This window comes from Pseudomonas sp. Arb-4-2C, assembly GCF_055755015.1.
Window position 1 is genome coordinate 4,691,718 of record NZ_CM146899.1, and the last position, 19,481, is coordinate 4,711,198.

17 protein-coding genes and 2 pseudogenes are annotated in these 19,481 nt (G+C 61.1%); 10 read left to right on the forward strand and 9 right to left on the reverse strand.

Annotated elements, in window-relative coordinates; translation table 11 throughout:
• Positions 1-26: 26 nt before the first annotated feature.
• From AC0J41_RS21195 to AC0J41_RS21205, 3 genes are all read left to right on the forward strand, one after another.
• Positions 27-485: a GNAT family N-acetyltransferase gene (locus AC0J41_RS21195; RefSeq protein ID WP_473016028.1), complete on the forward strand. Its 459-nt coding sequence runs from the start codon at positions 27-29 to the stop codon at positions 483-485.
• A gap of 147 nt (positions 486-632) precedes the next feature.
• Positions 633-959 carry a hypothetical protein gene (locus AC0J41_RS21200; protein WP_473013535.1) on the forward strand — a complete coding sequence of 109 codons (327 nt, stop codon included), beginning with the start codon at positions 633-635 and terminating at the stop codon, positions 957-959.
• 83 nt (positions 960-1,042) lie between these two features.
• Positions 1,043-1,792: a YkgJ family cysteine cluster protein gene (locus tag AC0J41_RS21205; RefSeq protein WP_473013536.1), complete on the forward strand. Its 750-nt coding sequence runs from the start codon at positions 1,043-1,045 to the stop codon at positions 1,790-1,792.
• A gap of 140 nt (positions 1,793-1,932) precedes the next feature.
• Here the strand turns inward: AC0J41_RS21205 and AC0J41_RS21210 are convergent, their stop codons facing one another.
• From AC0J41_RS21210 to AC0J41_RS21230, 5 genes and pseudogenes are all read right to left on the reverse strand, one after another.
• The gene (locus AC0J41_RS21210; protein WP_473016029.1) at positions 1,933-3,036 is read right to left on the reverse strand and encodes a methyl-accepting chemotaxis protein; all 1,104 of its coding nucleotides are present in this window, start codon (positions 3,034-3,036) and stop codon (positions 1,933-1,935) included.
• Between the two features lie 204 nt (positions 3,037-3,240).
• A pseudogene (locus tag AC0J41_RS21215) lies at positions 3,241-3,522 on the reverse strand (PAS domain-containing protein); the annotation flags it as partial.
• A 149-nt stretch (positions 3,523-3,671) separates the two neighbouring features.
• Positions 3,672-3,911 (reverse strand): hypothetical protein, encoded by a 240-nt coding sequence (locus tag AC0J41_RS21220; protein ID WP_025109273.1) that lies wholly within the window; start codon positions 3,909-3,911, stop codon positions 3,672-3,674.
• Between the two features lie 111 nt (positions 3,912-4,022).
• Positions 4,023-4,328, reverse strand: coding sequence for a type 1 fimbrial protein (locus AC0J41_RS21225; protein WP_473013537.1), 306 nt, complete (start codon positions 4,326-4,328; stop codon positions 4,023-4,025).
• A 238-nt stretch (positions 4,329-4,566) separates the two neighbouring features.
• A pseudogene (locus AC0J41_RS21230) lies at positions 4,567-4,653 on the reverse strand (DUF6124 family protein); the annotation flags it as partial.
• Positions 4,654-4,934: 281 nt separating this feature from the next.
• Here AC0J41_RS21230 and AC0J41_RS21235 point away from each other — a divergent pair.
• From AC0J41_RS21235 to AC0J41_RS21265, 7 genes are all read left to right on the forward strand, one after another.
• A complete protein-coding gene (locus AC0J41_RS21235; protein WP_473013538.1) occupies positions 4,935-6,092 on the forward strand; it encodes an efflux RND transporter periplasmic adaptor subunit in 1,158 nt (385 codons plus the stop codon).
• Positions 6,089-9,202 (forward strand): multidrug efflux RND transporter permease subunit, encoded by a 3,114-nt coding sequence (locus AC0J41_RS21240; protein WP_473013539.1) that lies wholly within the window; start codon positions 6,089-6,091, stop codon positions 9,200-9,202. Before AC0J41_RS21235 ends, AC0J41_RS21240 begins: the two co-directional genes overlap by 4 nt.
• Before the next feature lie 9 nt (positions 9,203-9,211).
• Complete coding sequence (locus AC0J41_RS21245; protein WP_025109277.1) at positions 9,212-9,889, forward strand: heavy metal response regulator transcription factor; 678 nt, start codon at positions 9,212-9,214, stop codon at positions 9,887-9,889.
• Positions 9,879-11,243 carry a heavy metal sensor histidine kinase gene (locus AC0J41_RS21250; RefSeq protein ID WP_473013540.1) on the forward strand — a complete coding sequence of 455 codons (1,365 nt, stop codon included), beginning with the start codon at positions 9,879-9,881 and terminating at the stop codon, positions 11,241-11,243. Before AC0J41_RS21245 ends, AC0J41_RS21250 begins: the two co-directional genes overlap by 11 nt.
• A gap of 153 nt (positions 11,244-11,396) precedes the next feature.
• Complete coding sequence (locus AC0J41_RS21255) at positions 11,397-11,618, forward strand: hypothetical protein (RefSeq protein WP_473013541.1); 222 nt, start codon at positions 11,397-11,399, stop codon at positions 11,616-11,618.
• 197 nt (positions 11,619-11,815) lie between these two features.
• Positions 11,816-13,132: an OprD family porin gene (locus tag AC0J41_RS21260; protein ID WP_473013542.1), complete on the forward strand. Its 1,317-nt coding sequence runs from the start codon at positions 11,816-11,818 to the stop codon at positions 13,130-13,132.
• Positions 13,133-13,327: 195 nt separating this feature from the next.
• Positions 13,328-14,836 carry a sensor domain-containing diguanylate cyclase gene (locus tag AC0J41_RS21265; protein ID WP_473013543.1) on the forward strand — a complete coding sequence of 503 codons (1,509 nt, stop codon included), beginning with the start codon at positions 13,328-13,330 and terminating at the stop codon, positions 14,834-14,836.
• Positions 14,837-15,011: 175 nt separating this feature from the next.
• Here AC0J41_RS21265 and lpxC read toward each other — a convergent pair whose 3' ends face one another.
• From lpxC to AC0J41_RS21285, 4 genes are all read right to left on the reverse strand, one after another.
• Positions 15,012-15,923: a UDP-3-O-acyl-N-acetylglucosamine deacetylase gene (gene lpxC, locus AC0J41_RS21270; RefSeq protein ID WP_007961638.1), complete on the reverse strand. Its 912-nt coding sequence runs from the start codon at positions 15,921-15,923 to the stop codon at positions 15,012-15,014.
• A gap of 112 nt (positions 15,924-16,035) precedes the next feature.
• On the reverse strand, positions 16,036-17,232 hold the full coding sequence (gene ftsZ / locus AC0J41_RS21275) for a cell division protein FtsZ (protein ID WP_025109282.1): 1,197 nt from the start codon (positions 17,230-17,232) through the stop codon (positions 16,036-16,038).
• Positions 17,233-17,336: 104 nt separating this feature from the next.
• The gene (gene ftsA, locus AC0J41_RS21280; RefSeq protein ID WP_003228014.1) at positions 17,337-18,596 is read right to left on the reverse strand and encodes a cell division protein FtsA; all 1,260 of its coding nucleotides are present in this window, start codon (positions 18,594-18,596) and stop codon (positions 17,337-17,339) included.
• A gap of 15 nt (positions 18,597-18,611) precedes the next feature.
• A complete protein-coding gene (locus tag AC0J41_RS21285) occupies positions 18,612-19,478 on the reverse strand; it encodes a cell division protein FtsQ/DivIB (protein ID WP_025109283.1) in 867 nt (288 codons plus the stop codon).
• Positions 19,479-19,481: the final 3 nt, after the last annotated feature.

A 19,481-nucleotide genomic window follows, 5' to 3' on the forward strand; every position in this document is an offset into this window, starting at 1 on the left:
TCTTGACCAACAGCTACTGTTTCCTGATGCGGCGCGACCTGCGCCAAGCCGTGCCGCCGACTCATTGGCCGGATGGTGTTGAACTGAGCACCTACCGCCCGCAACTGGCGTCGGCCGTGCATCTACTGATGCAACTCGGCTACCGCGAAGGCGGCGGTCGCGTGCCCGCACTGAACGAGTGGCAACAACGGTTTGAAAGCGACCCCGAATACGATCCCGAACTGTGCTTTATCGCCCGCGATGCCGAAGGCGTGGTCGGCGTGGCGCAGTGTTGGACCAGTTCGTACATCAAGAATCTGGTCGTGCATCCGCGCATGCAGGGTCGCGGCCTGGGGCGGGCGTTGCTGCTCAATGCGTTCAAGGTGTTTCAGCAACGCCGTGAAGGCTTTGTCGATCTGAAGGTGCTGGAGGACAACCTGCGGGCGCAGCGTTTGTATGAAAGTGCCGGGATGTATGTGGTTCGCCGGGAAATGGTGCCCATCTGATCTACCGCCTTCGCGAGCAAGCCCGCTCCCACAGGGGAAACGCATTCCAAATTGTGGGAGCGGGCTTGCTCGCGAAGAGGCCGGCTCAGGCAACTTCCAACCATCAGGCATACTCCAACCTTGGCCAAACCCCAAGGATGCCCCGCCATGAAAGCCCTCACCCTAAGCCTGCTCTGCCTCACCGCCCTCGCCTCCCAGGCTCACGCCTCCAGCCCCGACGCCTGGGCCGCCTACGACAAAACCGTGCCCGCCAGTTGCACCAAGGCCAGCGGCCTCAAAGACGCCAAACCCGTCGGCACACCCGCGCAATTCGATGACCGCGTTGGCTACACCGCCGTATTGCTGCAAGGCCAATACCCGCAAAAACACATGAAAGGCCAGCAAGGCACCGAGCTGTGCCTGTACAACAAAAAGTCGAAAACCGCGTTCGTCACCGAATGGGACTCGATCCGCCCAAGCGCCAAGGCGCAGTGAATGGCGCATAACTTGCTTCGATCCGGTCCTGCATGGCGGCTTTACGTCGCCGTTTCACACCTTGATTGAAGATTGATCGTTCGATGAATACGACGTTTTCCTGCGTCGGTTGCGGCAAATGCTGCACCGACCACCATGTGCCTCTGACCCTCGCCGAAGCCCGCATGTGGGCAGCGGATGGCGGGCAGGTGATCGTGCTGGTGGAGGCTTTTCTCGGCAACGGCCTGGGTTTGCCGGCGCAGCAGCGTGAACACGCCGAACGACGTTCGGTGGTGGTGCGCAGCGGCTCGACGGATGCTCACGTGGCCATCACCTTCGCCGCCTACAACGTCGGTCGCTGCCGGAATCTTGACGAAGACAACCGGTGCCGCATCTACGAACGCCGGCCGCTGGTGTGCAGGATTTACCCGGCAGAGATCAACCCGCACATCCCGCTCAACCCGGCCGCCAAGGATTGCCCACCGGAGTCGTGGCAACAGGGGTCATTGCTGATTGTCGGTGGCGAGTTGGTCGATCAGGAACTGCTGGAACTGATCCAGCGTTCACGCCAGGCCGATCGGGATGACATCCGCACCAAGGATGCGATCTGCGCCGCGCTGGGTATTCGCACCACGGCGCTCAAGGGCGATGGGTTTACCGCGTACTTGCCGAACATGAGCGCGTTTGCGGCGGTGATCGATCAGGTTTCTGCGCAACCGCTGAGTGAAGCGTGCAGCGAATGGCTGTTTCATTTGTCCGGTGATGATGTCGCCGGGCAGTTGGTGGCGGCCGGGGCGCAGGTGGTGACGGAGCCGGCGCAGACGTATGCGTTTATTTCTCTGCGCGCGGCTTGATCCGGAATTTGGAGTGGCCGCAATGGCCCCTTCGGGATCAAGCCCCCTCCCACAAGGATCTGAGTTGTACACAGAATAAGTGAGCAACCGACAGACCTGTGGGAGCGAGCCTGCTCGCGAACAGGCCGGCCCAGGCAACCTCAATCCCGAACCTGCCGCTGCCCCCAGAATTCCCGCGCCAGCAACCTCAAATCCCCCGCCAGCCCCGCCACATCCTCAGAATTGCGCTGGCTCTGCCGTCCCTCATCCACCGTCAATTCGGACGCCGTGCGGATGCTGACGATATTACGGTTGATGTCTTCGCTCACCGCGCTCTGCTGCTCCACGGCGGCGGCAATCTGCAGGCTCATCTCAGTGATCTGCTCGACCCGCTCGCTGATCCCGTCCAGCGCCCGCGCCGCGCGTTGCGCCTGTTCGACACTGTTATCCACATGCTCGCTGCTTTGTTGCATCACCAGCACCGCGTCCCGCGCGCCGTTCTGCAAGGTGCTGATCATCCGTTGAATCTCGTTGGTCGACTGCTGCGTGCGTTGCGCCAACCCACGCACCTCATCGGCCACCACCGCAAACCCGCGCCCGGCATCTCCGGCCCGCGCCGCTTCGATCGCGGCATTGAGCGCCAGCAGATTGGTCTGTTCGGCGATGCTGCGGATCACCTCCAGCACCCCGGAAATCTCAGTGCTGCGGCCTTCGAGCTGATGGATCACTTCGGTCGCTAGCGCCAATTCTTCGGCCAGGCGCAGTACCGCGCTGCGGCTTTCACCGACCAGCAAATGTCCCTCACGGGTTTCCGTCCCGGCCATGTCAGCCGCCACCGAGGCCTGCTGCGCATGGCTGGCGACCTGCGCCACACTGGCGGCCATCTGATGAATCGCCGCCGCCACCTGATCGGTTTCGGCCTGCTGGGCCAACGAGCTGCTGTGGCTGCTTTGCAGGTGATCAACCAATTGCGCCGCGTGCCCGGCCAACTGTTGCGACGCATCACCAATGCGTCCGACCACCGCGCCGACCTGGGCTTCGAGCATCTGCAGGGCGAACTCGATCTGGCCAATTTCATCGCCACGCCCGGTGTAGATGTTCTGGCTCAACGGATTGTCCGCGATCTGGCGCGCTCGCTCGGTCAGACGCTCCAGTGGCCGCAGAATCCAGCGCACGCCCAACGCGCAGAGACTGCTACCGGCGACAAACGCCAGCGCATCGATCCACACAGACTCCGGACGCAACCAGGCCTCGATCCCCAGCACCAGCCCCAGCAACGCACTGGCCAACGCCGTGATCCTGCCGCGCAAACCGAGACGCGGCAGTGGCCGCCGCCCCTTCAATTCACCGCGCAACTGCGCATACGCCCGCTCCGCCGCCGCCACTTGCCGCGTGTCAGGCCGGGTACGCACCGACTGATACTCCACCGCCACGCCATTTTGCGTGACCGGCGTGACATAAGCGCTGACCCAATAGTGATCGCCGTTCTTGCAGCGATTCTTCACCAGCCCCATCCACGAGCGCCCGCGCTTGAGCGTCTGCCACATGTGCGCAAACGCCTGCGCCGGCATGTCCGGGTGACGCAACAGGTTGTGTGGCGTGCCGAGCAATTCCTCACGGCTGTAACCGCTGATCCTGATGAAATCGTCGTTGGCGTAGGTGATCGCGCTGGTCAGATCGGTGGTCGAAAGAATGTTCGCGTCCAGCGCCACATCGACGTTACGGCCGGTTACCGGGAGATTGATCTTCATGGAAAGCGCGCTCGTTTTATTGGAAGAGTCGGCAGGGCTGCTGACTCTAAGCGCACCAATTGGTTAACTATTGATCTGGCTCAGGATCTGAGCACTTAGCCATCACTGCGACCGAAAATCGCAGTCGATGGCCAAAGGCGGGATTTGACTCAGCGCTTGCCCATCGAACGACGGGTCCCCGGCGGCGCCATGCCCGGGGTTTTTGTGTGGCCGTTCTTGGCGCCGTTCTTGTACCACGGCTGGTTGGAACCCTTGGCAGCCGCCAGCTCACCCGGTTTGAACGGGAACTTGAAAGCCGGGATCTCGGGTTTGGTTTCGCTGGCGTCGGCAAGCTCGGCCGGGACATCGCTCACGGCGTCGTCAACCGGCGGTTGGATCGGGGAAGTCATAGAAGCTCCGCAAAGCAAAAAGTCGGGCCCGAACAGTGAGCCGCGAAGGCACGCAGTATACCTGCGCGCCCGGCCTCGGCACCTGAAGATTTGCAGCGCACGCCGAACGGTTTACAGGTAGGTGATGGTGACGATGCCTTTGTCGGTTGAGGTCTTCAACGGTTCATACGACATGGATACCGGCAGCGCCTGATGGCTGCAAGCATTGCGATACGTGTCTACATCGACGTTCACACCGGGCTTGATTTCAACCCGACGCGATTCAGTGGAAGACAATGCCCCGGCTCGCTCAACTGCACAGCCGGAATCGACAATTTGCCCGGTGAAACGGATCTCGCCGGATTGACTGCCAGGCGCGGCGAACGCAGTGAGTGGAAGCAGGAGAAGCACACACGGCATTGCGATTTTCAGCTTCATAACCAGACACTCCCGATGTGAGGCCCAGCGAAACCCGGGCTACACACTGTTTATCCGCGCACGGGGCTGGATCTTGAGAAGCGTAGTCGGCAAATAAGTCCCGAATGGGGAATGATCGGTCCTTTTTTTGGGGACGGTTACGCCGCCATCCCGAGCCAGCTCCCTCTCACAGGTGGAATCCGTTTCTCTGTAGGAGTGAGCCTGCTCGCGATGAACGATGACGCGGTGTTCGGACGGATTACGTGTGCGAGTCAACCCGATCCAACGCCCGGTTTACCGCCAGCTCGGCGCGCATGACGATCTGCTGGATCGCCAAGGCAGTGCTGGCCGGGGTTTGGATTGGGTGCATTCAGTTGGAGATGGGGCGGCTGGCAGGCCGCCTTCGCGAGCAGGCTCGCTCCCACAGTCTGGATTGGGCGTATTCAGTTGGAGATGGTCGGCTCACAGGCTGCCATCGCCAGCAGGCGAAGGCTATACCCACGCAGCAACGGATATCGACACCCGACGAAACTGACAGCGCTGACAGCTAGCCGTCACCCTCCTGACCCCCAAACAAGTTTATAAAGACCCAACCTGCCCAAACTCCAGCCCCTGGCGCCCCATCGCATGCGAATCCAGAAAAACAAAACCCTGCTAGCCCTAGTGATCGCCCTGGCCGCCGCAGGCATATGGTGGGCAAGCAAACCCGCCCCGAGCAAACTGGCAACCCCGACCGCCATCCCGGTCCGCGTCGTCGCCGTCAGCGTAAAAGACGTCCCCCGCTACACCAGCGGCATCGGCTCCGTACTCTCACTGCACAGCGTCGTCGTACGCCCACAGATAGACGGCATCCTCACCAGAATCCTCGTCAAAGAAGGCCAACTCGTCAAAACAGGCGACCTGCTCGCCACCATCGACGACCGCTCGATCCGCGCCAGCCTCGACCAGGCCCGCGCGCAACTGGGCGAAAGCCAGGCACAACTGCAAGTCGCCCTGGTCAACCTCAAACGCTACAAACTGCTCAGCGTCGACGACGGCGTCTCCAAGCAGACCTACGATCAGCAACAAGCCTTGGTCAATCAATTGAAAGCCACCGCCCAAGGCAACCAGGCCTCCATCGACGCCGCACAAGTTCAGCTGTCCTACACGCAGATTCGCTCTCCGGTCACTGGCCGTGTCGGTATTCGTACCGTCGACGAAGGCAACTTCCTGCGCATGACCGACGCCGCAGGCTTGTTCACCGTGACCCAGATCGACCCGATCGCCGTCGAGTTCTCCTTGCCCCAGCAAATGCTGCCGACCCTGCAAGGCCTGATCAACGATCCGCAGCGAGCACAGGTCAAGGCCTACATCGGCGCCGACACCGACGGCGAAACCGGCAACCTGCTCGGCGAAGGCCACCTGACCCTCATCGACAACCAGATCAACGCCAACACTGGCACCATCCGCGCCAAGGCCGAGTTCGACAACGCCAGCCAGAAGCTCTGGCCGGGCTTGCTGGTGACGGTAAAAATTCAGACGGCGCTGGACAAGGATGCGTTGGTGGTACCACCCACCGTCGTACAACGCGGCCTCGACCAACACTTCGTTTATCGGGTGAATGGCGACAAGGTCGAAGCCGTACAAGTGCAGATGGTTTATCAGGGCAGCGGCCAGGACATCATCAAAGGTGTGAAGGCCGGTGACGTGCTGGTCACCGACGGCCAGTCGCGGCTCAAACCCGGCTCCACGGTGCAAGTCATGACCGAGCCGGCGCAGGTGGTGCAAGCGGAGCCGAAACCATGAAGGAACACAAAGGCGTCTCCACCTGGTGCATCGATCACCCGGTCGCGACGATTCTGCTGACGATCGCGCTGGTGCTGGTCGGTGCGATTGCCTTCCCGCGCTTGCCGATTGCGCCGCTGCCGGAAGCGGAATTTCCGACGATTCAGGTCTCGGCACAGCTGCCCGGCGCCAGCCCCGACACCATGGCCTCATCCGTGGCCACGCCGCTGGAGGTGCAATTCAGCGCCATCCCCGGCATGACCCAGATGACCTCCAGCAGTGCGCTCGGCTCAAGCCTGCTGACCCTGCAATTCACCCTCGATAAAAGCATCGACACCGCCGCCCAGGAAGTACAAGCGGCGATCAATACCGCCGCCGGCAAACTGCCCAAAGACATGCCGACGCTGCCGACCTGGAAGAAGGTCAACCCGGCCGACAGCCCGGTGCTGATTCTCAGCGTCAGCTCGACACAAATGCCCGGCACCGAACTCAGCGATCTGGTGGAAACCCTGCTCTCACGTCAGATCAGTCAGATCGACGGTGTAGGCCAGATCAACATCACCGGTCAGCAACGTCCGGCGATCCGCGTGCAAGCCTCGGCCGACAAACTGGCAGCAATCGGCCTGACCCTGGCCGACATCCGTCTGGCGATCCAGCAGACCAGCCTCAACCTGGCCAAAGGTGCGCTGTACGGCGAATCGAGCATCTCCACGCTGTCGACCAATGACCAGTTGTTCCACCCCGAGGACTACAGCCAACTCATCGTTTCCTACAAGGATGGCGCACCGGTTCACCTGCGCGATGTCGCCAAAGTGGTCAACGGTTCGGAAGATGCCTACGTGCAGGCCTGGGCCGGCGATCAACCGGGGGTGAACCTGGTCATCTCGCGCCAGCCGGGGGCGAACATCGTCGAAACCGTGGACCGTATTCAAGCCGCCCTGCCCGGCCTCGAAGCCATGCTGCCGGCCTCGGTGCAGGTAAAAACCCTGATCGACCGCACCCAGACCATCCGTGCCTCGCTGCACGAGGTCGAGATCACCCTGTTGATCGCGATCCTGCTGGTGGTGGCGGTGATGGCGCTGTTCCTGCGCCAGTTGTCGGCGACGATGATCGTGTCGGCCGTACTCGGCGTGTCGCTGACCGCCAGTTTCGCCCTGATGTACCTGCTCGGGTTCAGCCTGAACAACCTGACGCTGGTGGCGATTGTCGTTGCGGTCGGGTTTGTCGTGGACGATGCGATTGTGGTGGTGGAGAACATTCATCGGCATCTGGAAGCCGGCGACGGCATGCGCGAGGCCGCCATCAAGGGCGCCGGCGAGATCGGCTTCACCGTGGTCTCGATCAGCTTCTCGCTGGTGGCGGCGTTCATTCCGCTGCTGTTCATGGGCGGCGTGGTCGGGCGGCTGTTCAAGGAATTCGCCCTGACCGCGACGTCGACCATCATGATTTCCGTGGTGGTGTCGCTGACCTTGGCGCCGACACTGGCGGCGCTGTTCATGCGCAAACCGGTGCATCACGCTCACGACAAACCGGGTTTCAGCGAACGCCTGCTCGGATGGTACGAAAAAGGCCTGCGCCGAGCCCTTGCCCATCAAAAGTTGATGATCGGCGTGTTCGGCCTGTCGCTGGCGATGGCGATTGCCGGTTACATCTTTATCCCCAAGGGCTTCTTCCCGGTGCAGGACACCGGCTTCGTCCTCGGCACCACCGAAGCCGCTGCGGATATCTCCTACGGCGACATGGTAAAAAAACACCTGGCGATGGCCGAAATCGTCGCCGCCGATCCCGCCGTGCAGGCGTTTTCACACTCGGTGGGTGTGTCCGGCAGTAACCAGACCATCGCCAACGGCCGCTTCTGGATCGCCCTGAAAAAACGCGGCGACCGCGATGTCTCGGCCAGTCAGTTCATCGACCGGATTCGTCCGCAGCTGATGAAAGTCCCGGGGATCGTGCTGTACCTGCGCGCAGGGCAAGACATCAACTTAAGCTCCGGCCCGAGCCGTGCGCAGTACCAATATGTGCTCAAGAGCAATGACGGCGCGACCCTCGCCACCTGGACCCAGCGCCTGACGGAAAAGCTGCGCAGCAACCCGGCGTTCCGCGATATTTCCAACGACCTGCAACTGGGCGGCAGCATCACCCACATCAGCATTGATCGAAGTGCAGCGGCGCGTTTCGGCCTGACCGCGAGCGATGTCGACGAGGCGCTTTACGACGCCTTTGGTCAGCGGCAGATCAATGAATTCCAGACCCAGGTCAACCAGTACAACGTGATCCTGGAACTGGACACCCAGCAACGCGGCAAGGCCGAAAGCCTCAACTATTTCTACCTGCGTTCACCGCTGAGCGGGGAAATGGTGCCGCTGTCGGCACTGGCAAAATTCGATGCACCCACCATCGGCCCGCTGTCGATTGCCCATGACGGCATGTTCCCGGCCGCCAACCTGTCGTTCAACCTCGCGCCCGGCGTGGCGTTGGGTGACGCGGTGATTCTGCTCAATCAGGCCAAGGCCGAAATCGGCATGCCGACCGCGATCAGCGGCAACTTCCAGGGCGCGGCACAGGCGTTCCAGAGTTCGCTGGCCAGTCAGCCGTGGCTGATTCTCGCGGCGCTGGTGGCGGTGTACATCATTCTCGGCGTGCTTTATGAGAGCTTCGTGCATCCGCTGACGATCATTTCGACGCTGCCGGCGGCCGGTCTAGGGGCGGTGATCATGCTGTGGATCTGCGGTCAGGACTTTTCGATCATGGCGTTGATCGGGCTGGTGCTGCTGATCGGTATCGTCAAGAAAAACGGTATCCTGATGATCGACTTTGCCCTCGAAGCGCAGCGCAATCGTGGGTTGCCACCGCAGGACGCGATTTACGAGGCGTGCATCACGCGGTTCCGGCCGATCATCATGACCACCCTCGCCGCCCTGCTCGGCGCCCTGCCGCTGATGCTCGGCTATGGCACCGGCGCCGAACTGCGCCAGCCGCTGGGGATCGCGGTGGTAGGCGGTTTGCTGGTCAGCCAGATGCTGACGCTGTTTACCACGCCAGTCATATACTTGTGGCTTGAGCGGCTGTTTCACCGACGCTCACACCCAGAAGCATCATCGCCCCCACCGGCACTGGCGACCACAGACTGAGGCAGGGTCATGCGCGTTCTGATTATCGAAGACGAGGAAAAAACCGCGGATTATCTGCACCGCGGTCTGACGGAACAGGGTTACACCGTGGACCTGGCCCGCGACGGCGTCGAGGGCCTGCACCTGGCGCTTGAAGGCGACTATGCGGTGATCGTCCTCGACGTGATGCTGCCGGGCCTGGACGGCTTCGGCGTGCTGCGTGCGCTGCGTGCACGCAAGCAGACTCCCGTGATCATGCTCACCGCCCGCGAACGGGTCGAAGACCGGATCAAGGGCCTGCGCGACGGCGCCGACGATTACCTCGGCAAACCGTTTTCCTTCCTCGAACTGGTGGCGCGCCTGCAGGCGCTGACCCGGCGCAGCGGCGGCCATGAACCGGTGCAGGTGAGCATCGCCGACCTGTGGATAGATTTGATCAGCCGCAAGGCCACTCGCGCCGGCACGCGGCTGGACCTGACAGCGAAAGAGTTCTCGCTGCTCAGCGTATTGGCACGGCGTCAGGGGGAAATCCTCTCGAAAACCGCGATTGCCGAGATGGTCTGGGACATCAATTTCGACAGCGATGCCAACGTTGTCGAAGTCGCGATAAAACGCCTGCGCGCCAAGCTCGACGGGCCGTTCGACGAAAAACTGCTGCACACCATTCGCGGCATGGGATATGTGCTGGAGAGCCGCGGTGTCCAGTAATTCGATCGCCCTGCGCCTCAGCGGCATGTTCACGCTGGTGGCGCTGCTGGTGTTTCTGTTGATCGGCGGCGCGCTGTATCAGCAGGTCGACAAGGGCCTGGGCCTGCTGCCAGAGGCCGAGCTGGATGCGCGTTACAGCGTGCTTGAGTCGGCCCTCAACCGTTACGGCACACCCGAGCATTGGGTGAAAATCAACGCCAAACTCAAGCTGCTCGGCGAGGAAGACAAGCGCATCCATTTTTGGGTGGTCAGCGGTGATCCCGGTTACGAGTATGGCGAGCCGGACGCCCCGATCCGCGCCTTCGCCAAAGGCCCGACGGGCATGCATGACCTGCAGTTGCCCGACCACCCCTATCCGCTGAAAGTGCTGCTGACCGAACTGCCGGCCAAGGATCAGCGCCCGCCGCTGCGGTTCATGATCGGCATCGACACCGAGACCTTCCACGAGACTCAGCACAACTTGCTGATCGCCTTGGTCAGCCTGGCGATTATCGGTGTGTTGCTGGCCTCGGCGCTGGGTTACTGGGTCGCGCGGATCGGCCTCAAGCCGCTGATCAAACTGTCCCACGAAGCCCAGCGCCTGGCGCCGCCACTGCGCGCCGGACGCTTGCGGATGTCACCGTTGCCGCCGGAGCTCGAGCAGTTTGTCGAATCGTTCAACTCAACCTTGGAACGGGTCGAACAGGCCTATTCGCGACTGGAATCGTTCAATGCCGACGTGGCCCATGAACTGCGCTCGCCACTGACCAACCTGATCGGCCAGACCCAGGTCGCACTGACGCGCGGACGCTCCGCCGAACACTACTTCGAAGTGCTGCAATCCAACCTCGAAGAGCTGGAACGCCTGCGTTCGATCATCAACGACATGCTGTTCCTCGCCAGCGCCGATCAGGGCAGCAAGGCGACCATACTCACCGAAACTTCATTGGCCGATGAAGTCGCGACCACGCTGGAGTACCTCGACTTCATCCTCGAAGACGCGCAAGTGCAGGTGCACGTGAGTGGTGATGCCCAAGTACGGATCGAGATCGCGCATTTGCGTCGGGCGTTGATCAATCTGCTGAGTAACGCCGTGCAGCACACCGAGCCTGGCAAGGTGATCGAAGTGCGCATCGAGGTTGCAGAACATCAGGTCAGCATCGGCGTGGCCAACCCGGGATCGCCGATTGCCAGCGAGCATTTGCCGCGGTTGTTCGAGCGCTTCTATCGGGTCGATGCGTCACGCAGCAACAGCGGCAATAACCATGGGCTGGGGCTGGCGATCGTCAAGGCAATTGCGCTGATGCATGGTGGCGATGTGTTTGTGCGCAGTGATCGGGGGATGAATACCTTCGGGATTCATTTGCCGGTTTGAAAGCCCTCCCCCTGCCCCTCTCCCGTTGGGAGAGGGGGCAATCGTTGCTGTTGCTGTAACAGTCATTTATGAAAATCATGCTGTTTCCCAACGCCCGGCAACTTTATCTTTGCCCGCACCAAACAGCACTTGCCAAGCAAGAAGGTTTTCAAGATGTCCAACAGTATGGGTATTGCCAGCGCGTTCGTTTTGTCCTCATTGATCCTGTCGCCCATGGCGATGGCTGAAGAATCGCAGTCGTTCGTAGCGCAGAATGCCGCTCGCGCTCACGCATTCGAACAGTCTCAGGCAGAAGTGATGGCCAAGTCGCAAGACGCCTCGCAAGCCCCTCAGGCCGCCACTTCCCAAGCTCAAGCGTCCGAGAAAGACAGCTGAGTCGCGCACCGCGAAAAATTTTCCCTCGACGCGGTTGTTTGGCTCTTCCCGTTCAACCGTCGTCATTCCAGGCCGCTGCCTTTCAGCGGCCTTTTTTCGTTGTGGTCTGAAAGCTGTTTGGTTCGTCTGTAACAACAAGAAACATCCCGCACCTCAAGACATTGAAGTGTCAGTTGACCCAAGGAGCTCCATCGCAAGTGCGTTACCCAGTCAGCTTCACCCCGCTGTTCATTGCAATTGCCGCAACGATTGCACCCGCCGCCCATGCCGACGAAGCCGCCAAGGAAGGCTTCGTCGAAGGTTCGAGCCTCAACCTCAATGCTCGCAACTACTACATGAATCGCAACCGTCTACAGCAGACGGACGACAACATCGAATGGGGCCAGGGTTTTCTCGGGATCTTCCAGTCGGGTTACACCGAAGGCACGGTCGGCTTCGGCATCGACGCCCATGCCATGCTCGGGCTGAAGCTCGACGGCGGCGGCGGTACCGATGGCTCGAGCATCCTGCCGGTCAGCGACGGTAACGGCAAAGCGCCGGGCTCGTTCTCGACTGCGGGCGGCACCCTGAAAATGCGCGCGTTCGACACCGAACTGAAGGCCGGCGACCTGTTCCTCACCAACCCGGTGATTGCCGGCGGTGAAAGCCGCATGCTGCCGCAGACCTTCCGTGGCGTCAGCCTGACCAACCACAGCTTCGACGGCTGGATGTTCGAAGGCGGCCAGGCGAGTTTCACCAAGCCTTACAACCAGAGCGGGCGCCAGCGCATCGGCACGTCCTACGGCAAACTGGCCGATGGCGACGAAAGCCGTCACCTGAACTGGGCCGGGGTGTCCTGGAGCGGCGTCGAAGGGCTGACCAGCAACCTGTATGCCGCCGAGCTCAAGGACATCTGGAACCAGTACTACTACGACCTCGACTACACTTGGGCGCTGAACGATCTGGTCAGCCTCAACCCGGGCCTGCACTTCTATCACACGCAAGACACCGGCGACGCACTGCTGGGCAACATCGACAACAACACCTACAGCCTGCATTTCACCGTCGGCATCGGCAGCCACAGCGTCACTGCCGCGTACCAGCGCGTGAACGGCAACACGCCGTTCGACTACATCAGCCAGGGCGACAGCGTTTACCTCGACAACTCGCAGCAGTACTCGGACTTCAACGGCCCGAACGAGCGCTCGTGGAAGCTCAAATATGCCTATGACTTCGCCGGTGTGGGCGTTCCTGGGCTGACCTCCGCAGTGTCGTACTCGCGCGGCACCGTAGACCTGACCAAGGTCGATCCGGACAGCAAGGGCTACGCTTCGTGGTACAGCGCCGACGGCCGCAACGCCAAGCACTGGGAGCGCGACATCGACTTGAAATACGTGGTCCAGAGCGGCCAGGCGAAAGATCTCGCGGTACGCCTGCAGTGGGCGACCAACCGTGGCGGCAACGGTTACGGCGCGATTGATACGGACACCGATGAATACCGTGTAATTGTCGACTACCCGATCAACGTCTTCTAAGATCGGTGCTACAGCACCCGTCTTGAATTTTTTGATTTACCTGTGAGAGCGGGCTTGCTTGCGAAAGCGGTGTATCAGTCAACATTCCTGTTGAATGGCACACCGCTTTCGCAAGCAAGCCCGCTCCCACATTGGAATACCGTCACTGACTTCATGCAACTACGCTTATAAGACTCCCCAACCGACAGCCCCATCATGATCGCGAGCCGTACCCCACCTGTGGCGGGCAAGACCGGACGTCCCGAATTGCTGCTGATCTGCGGCAGTTCGCTGACCGTGATCGCGATTCTGTGCATCGTCACGTTTCTGCTGATCCGCGAGCACGCCAACGCTCAGGAATCAGCCACCCGCAGTGCCACCACCATCGCACAACTGATCGACGCTGACGTCCTGCGCACCGTCGAGCTGTACGACCTGACCCTGCAAGGCCTGATCGCCGCCGCGCAGCGCGATGACTTGCGCGACGTCACTCCGCAGATCCGCCACCTGGCGCTGTTCGACCGCTCGACCACCGCGCGCTTCAAAGGCGACATCCTGCTGCTCGACAAACATGGCGATGTGGTCGCCGACTCATCGCGGGTCGAGCCCAAGCCGGGCAACTTCGCCGACCGCGATTACTTTCTCGCCCACGCTTTCAACCGCGACACCGGCATGTTCATCAGCCGCCCGTTCAAGACCCGTTGCGACTGCGACGAAGCCAACCAGTGGCGCATCAGCTTCAGCCGGCGAATCTCCTCGGGCACCGGTGAGTTCGCCGGCGTGACCGTGGCCTCGATGAAGCTCGACTACTTCGATCAGTTGTTCAACAGCCTCGACATCGGCAAAGACAGCACGCTGAACATCATCGACAGCGACGGCATCCTGCTGGCGCAGAAGCCGTATCTGCAAAGTGACTCCATCGGCAAGAGCTTCGGCAACCGGCCCAACGTGGTACGGATCCTGGCCGACAAGGATGGCAATGGCAGTTTCACCAGCACCTCAAGCATGGATCACCAGCAGCGCCTCTACACCTATTCGCGGGTCGGCAACTTGCCGCTGACGGTGATGGTCGCGCTGTCCAGCGATGAAGTGTTCGGCACCTGGCGCCGCACTGCGATGTTGATCAGCGGTGCCACCGGCGTGCTCTGTGCCGGTCTGCTGTGGCTGACCTGGCTGCTCGCCCGTGAGTTGCGTTTGCGCCAACGCGCCGAGCGCGAACTGGCGCAACTGGCTGCCACCGATGCGTTGACCGGTGTAGCCAACCGACGAATGCTCGATCTGTCGCTGCGCCACGAATGGTTCCGCGCCCAGCGCTCGGGCCAGCCGCTGTCGGTGATGATGATCGACGCTGACCACTTCAAGGCCTTCAACGATCGCCATGGGCATCAGGCCGGCGATCAGGCACTGCGCGAGCTGGCCAAGGTGATCAGCGCGAACGTGCGACGTCCGGCGGATCTGGTCGCCCGTTATGGTGGCGAAGAGTTTTCGGTGATCCTCGCCGAAACCGACAGCACCGGCGCACGGCAGATTGCCGAACATATCCGCCAGGCAATCGAGCAGATGCCGAGGGTCGAGGGAGCGGATGTGGCGATGACCGTCAGTATCGGCATCAGCACCTGGACGGCGGCGGTCGAGATGTCGCTGGAGCAACTGTTTTTTGCGGCGGACAAGGCTCTGTATCAGGCCAAGGAAGGTGGGCGCAATCGGGTGGTGGTGGCTGCCTGAGTTTCGTTTCGGCCTTACCGGCCCTATCGCGAGCAGGCTCACTCCTACATTGAAACGCGTTCCCCTGTAGGAGTGAGCCTGCTCGCGATAGGGCCAGTTCAGGCAATACAAAACCTGCAGGCATAAAAAAAGGCCATCCGAGGATGGCCTTCAAAAAACTAGAGAGGTTTTTTACTTACACCGCCGCAACCGGGCGCATGTAAGAGATCGGTGCAGTGCTGGCGTCTTCGAACGTCACGACTTCCCACGCATCTGTCTGCTCAATCAACTTGCGCAGCAGCTGGTTGTTCAGTGCATGACCGGACTTGAAGCCTTTGAACTCACCAATCAGGCTGTTGCCCAGCAGGTACAGGTCGCCAATCGCATCAAGAATCTTGTGCTTCACGAATTCGTCTTCATAGCGAAGGCCGTCTTCGTTCAGTACGCCATCGGAATCCACCACGATCGCGTTTTCAACGCTGCCGCCGAGTGCGAGGTTGTGCTTGCGCAGGTACTCGATGTCACTCATGAAACCAAAGGTACGGGCGCGGCTGACTTCTTTTACGAACGAAGTGCTGGAAAAATCCACGCTTGCACTTTGGGTGCGGTCCCGGAAAACCGGGTGATCGAAGTCGATCTCGAAGCTCACCTTGAACCCTTCGAAAGGGACGAAAGTGGCGCGCTTGTCGCCGTCTTCCACTGTCACTTCACGCAGGATGCGGATGAATTTCTTGGCGGCGTCCTGCTCTTCCAGGCCTGCCGATTGAATCAGGAATACGAACGGTCCAGCGCTGCCATCCATGATCGGGACTTCGGACGCGGAGAGCTCGACGTAGGCGTTATCGATGCCCAGGCCAGCCATGGCCGAGAGCAAGTGCTCTACCGTGTCCACTTTGACGTCGCCGTTGATCAGCGTCGTCGACATAGTGGTTTCACCGACGTTTTCCGCGCGGGCAGGGATCTGCACCACAGGGTCGAGGTCAGCGCGACAAAACACAATGCCAGTGTCGACAGGCGCAGGCTTGAGGGTCAGGTAGACCTTCTCCCCGGAATGCAGGCCTACACCTGTGGCACGGATAATATTTTTCAGTGTGCGTTGTTTAATCATGGCTTGGGCCGCTTCAGCGCAAATTGCGAACTGGTATCAACAAAGGCTGGCGATAATAGCAGACCGAGCCTTTGCTGAACACCAATCACCGTCATAGCCCTGATACATTCCATCAATCGGCCTGACGACGCAGGAATGCCGGGATGTCCAGGTAGTCCAGATCGTCTTGCGGATTCATCTTCGCGGCAGTCGCAGCACCGGCCTGAGCCTGGTTGCGCATGACGGTCGGACGGTCCAGATCGCGATAGTTCACCGCCGGTGCTTCCTGACGCGCAGGGGCCGGTTGTTGAACCTGAGCAGCGGCCATGGAGGTGTGAACGGTGTTGTCGATGACCTTCACAGGCTTCTCGATTTTCGCGCCCAGACCGGTGGCAACCACAGTCACGTGCAACTCATCGCGCATGTCCGGATCGATAACGGTACCGACCTTGACCATCGCGTGCTCGGAAGCGAAGGCTTCGATGATCGAACCCACGTCGGAGTACTCACCCAGAGACAGGTCAGGACCGGCAGTGATGTTCACCAGGATGCCGCGTGCACCTTGCAGGTTCACGTCTTCCAGCAGCGGGTTGCGGATCGCCGCTTCAGTGGCTTCACGTGCACGGTTCGGACCGCTGGCGCAGCCAGTGCCCATCATCGCCATGCCCATTTCGCTCATCACGGTACGCACGTCGGCGAAGTCGACGTTGATCATGCCCGGACGCTTGATGATGTCGGAGATACCGCGCACGGCACCGGCCAGTACATCGTCCGCCTTGGCGAAAGCCGACAGCAGGCTTGCGTCTTTACCGAGGATGGTCAGCAGCTTCTCGTTAGGAATGGTGATCAACGAGTCGACGCTTTCGGAGAGCATGCGGATGCCTTCGTCGGCAATCTGCATACGCTTGCGGCCTTCGAACGGGAACGGACGGGTCACGACCGCAACGGTCAGGATGCCCATTTCCTTGGCCACTTCGGCAATGATCGGCGCAGCACCGGTACCGGTACCACCGCCCATGCCAGTGGTGATGAACACCATGTTGGTGCCGGCCAGCACTTCAGCGATGCGCTCGCGATCTTCCAGCGCAGCCTGACGGCCGACTTCCGGGTTGGCGCCAGCGCCCAGGCCCTTGGTCACACCGGTGCCCAGTTGCAGGATGGTGCGCGCGCCGATGTTTTTCAGCGCTTGAGCATCAGTGTTGGCGCAGATGAACTCAACGCCTTCGATGTTGCTCTTGACCATGTGGTTGACAGCGTTGCCGCCGCCACCGCCAACACCGATAACTTTGATTACCGGGCTTGCGGGGATGTTGTCTACGAGTTCGAACATTTTCCCTCTCCTTACATTCTCTAGTTTTTTCGCCTACTGCATTTTTGTCGCGGTGCATCTACTGCTACTGCTTGCCGCTTGAAGCTTGACGCTTCCAGCTGCTGTTAAAAGTTGCCTTGAACCCACTTCTTCAATCGGTCCAGCAACGGCGCCTGCGGCTCATCGTTGCTGTAGCTGTCGCGGCTGCCGATGCCCGAGAACGAAATCCCGTCGGACTGCTTCTGCAGGCCGTACATCAACAAGCCAACGCCAGTGGAGTAAATCGGGTTGCGCACCACGTCATCCAGGCCCTTCACGCCATGCGGCACGCCCAGACGGACCGGCATGTGGAAGATTTCCTCGGCAAGCTCAGTGGCGCCTTCCATCTTCGACGTACCGCCGGTCAGGACAATGCCCGCCGGGATCAGGTCTTCGTAGCCGCTGCGACGCAGTTCGGCCTGGATCAGGGTGAACAGTTCGTCGTAGCGCGGCTCGACCACTTCGGCCAGGGCCTGACGCGACAGCTCGCGCGGTGGACGGTCGCCGACGCTTGGCACCTTGATGGTTTCACCGGCACCGGCCAGTTTGGCCAGGGCGCAGGCGTAGCGAATCTTGATCTCTTCGGCGTACTGGGTCGGGGTGCGCAACGCCATGGCGATGTCGTTGGTCACCTGGTCGCCGGCAATCGGGATCACCGCGGTGTGACGGATCGCGCCTTCGGTGAAAATCGCGATGTCGGTGGTACCGCCGCCGATGTCGACCAGGCACACGCCCAGCTCTTTTTCGTCGTCGGTCAGCACCGAGTAGGCCGACGCCAGTTGCTCGAGGATGATGTCGTCGATTTCCAGACCGCAGCGGCGCACGCATTTTTCAATGTTCTGTGCGGCGTTGACAGCGCAGGTGACCACGTGAACCTTGGCTTCCAGACGTACGCCGGACATGCCCAGAGGCTCGCGCACGCCTTCCTGGTTATCGATCACGTAATCCTGCGGCAGGGTGTGCAGCACGCGCTGGTCAGCCGGAATCGCCACGGCCTGGGCGGCGTCGAGTACACGCTCAAGGTCAGCCGAGCTGACTTCACGATCACGAATCGCCACGATGCCGTGGGAGTTCAGACTGCGAATGTGATTGCCCGCCACCCCGACGAACGCCGAGTGAATGCGGCAGCCCGCCATCAGCTGGGCTTCTTCGATCGCGCGCTGGATCGATTGCACGGTGGACTCGATGTTCACCACCACGCCCTTCTTCAGGCCGCGGGAGGGGTGAGTACCGATACCGACGATTTCCAGCGTGCCGTCGTCCGCGACCTCGCCTACCAGCGCCACCACCTTGGAGGTGCCGATATCCAGACCGACGATCATTTTGCCGCTTTGCACGTTTGCCATGGGTCCTGCCTCTTCTTAATTCTTTGCGACAGCGGGTTTGTCTGTCGTCGGCGCTACAGGTTCCCGCCAGCCAACAGCGAGGCCGTTGGCGTAGCGCAGATCGATGCGCGCAATGTTCGTAATCTGGTCTTTAAGCGTCTTGTCATAGATGGCAATGAAGCGGCGCATCTTTTCCACCAGGTTGCCGCGTCCCAGCAGCAACTCGATGCCGGGGCCGGAACTGCCGGCACCGGTGGTCAGGAACCAGCTACCGCGTTCACGCAATTCCAGGCGTGCAATCGAGAAGCCCAGCGGCCTGAGCATCTGGCTCAGCACCTGGTATTGCTGCATCACTTGCTGCTGGGCCCGTTGTGGGCCGAACAGCTGAGGCAGGTGTTCGTAGTTCGCCAGTTCCTTTGGCGTAAACGCCTGGCCCTGGTTGTTCAGCAGCGACTCGTCACCCCAGCGGGCCACGGGCAGTTGCTCTTCGAGGCGGATCACCACCTGGTCCGGCCACACCCGACGTACTTCGGCGTGGGCGATCCATGGCATCTGCTCAAGCTCGGTGCGCATACCGGCCAGGTCGATGGTGAAGAAGCTCGACGCCACGTACGGGGCGATCCGCTGCTGCACCGCTTGTTGGCTGATGTAGCTCAGGTCGCCCTGCACCGCGATCTTGGTGATCGGGCGGTCGGCGTAAGGCAACAAACGCTGCGCGCCTTCGTACGTACCAAAACCCAGCACCACCAGCAGCACCGGCCAGAACAGGCTTTTCAGAAAGCCGAAATTGGCTTTCGGCAGGCGCACGGACATCGGCTCTTTGGCCACCATTCGGCTGGCACCCCGCGGCACCGGCTTGCGGCCGGGTGCGGGTGGCTGATGTCTGAGCTGAGCGCCTTGCATGGT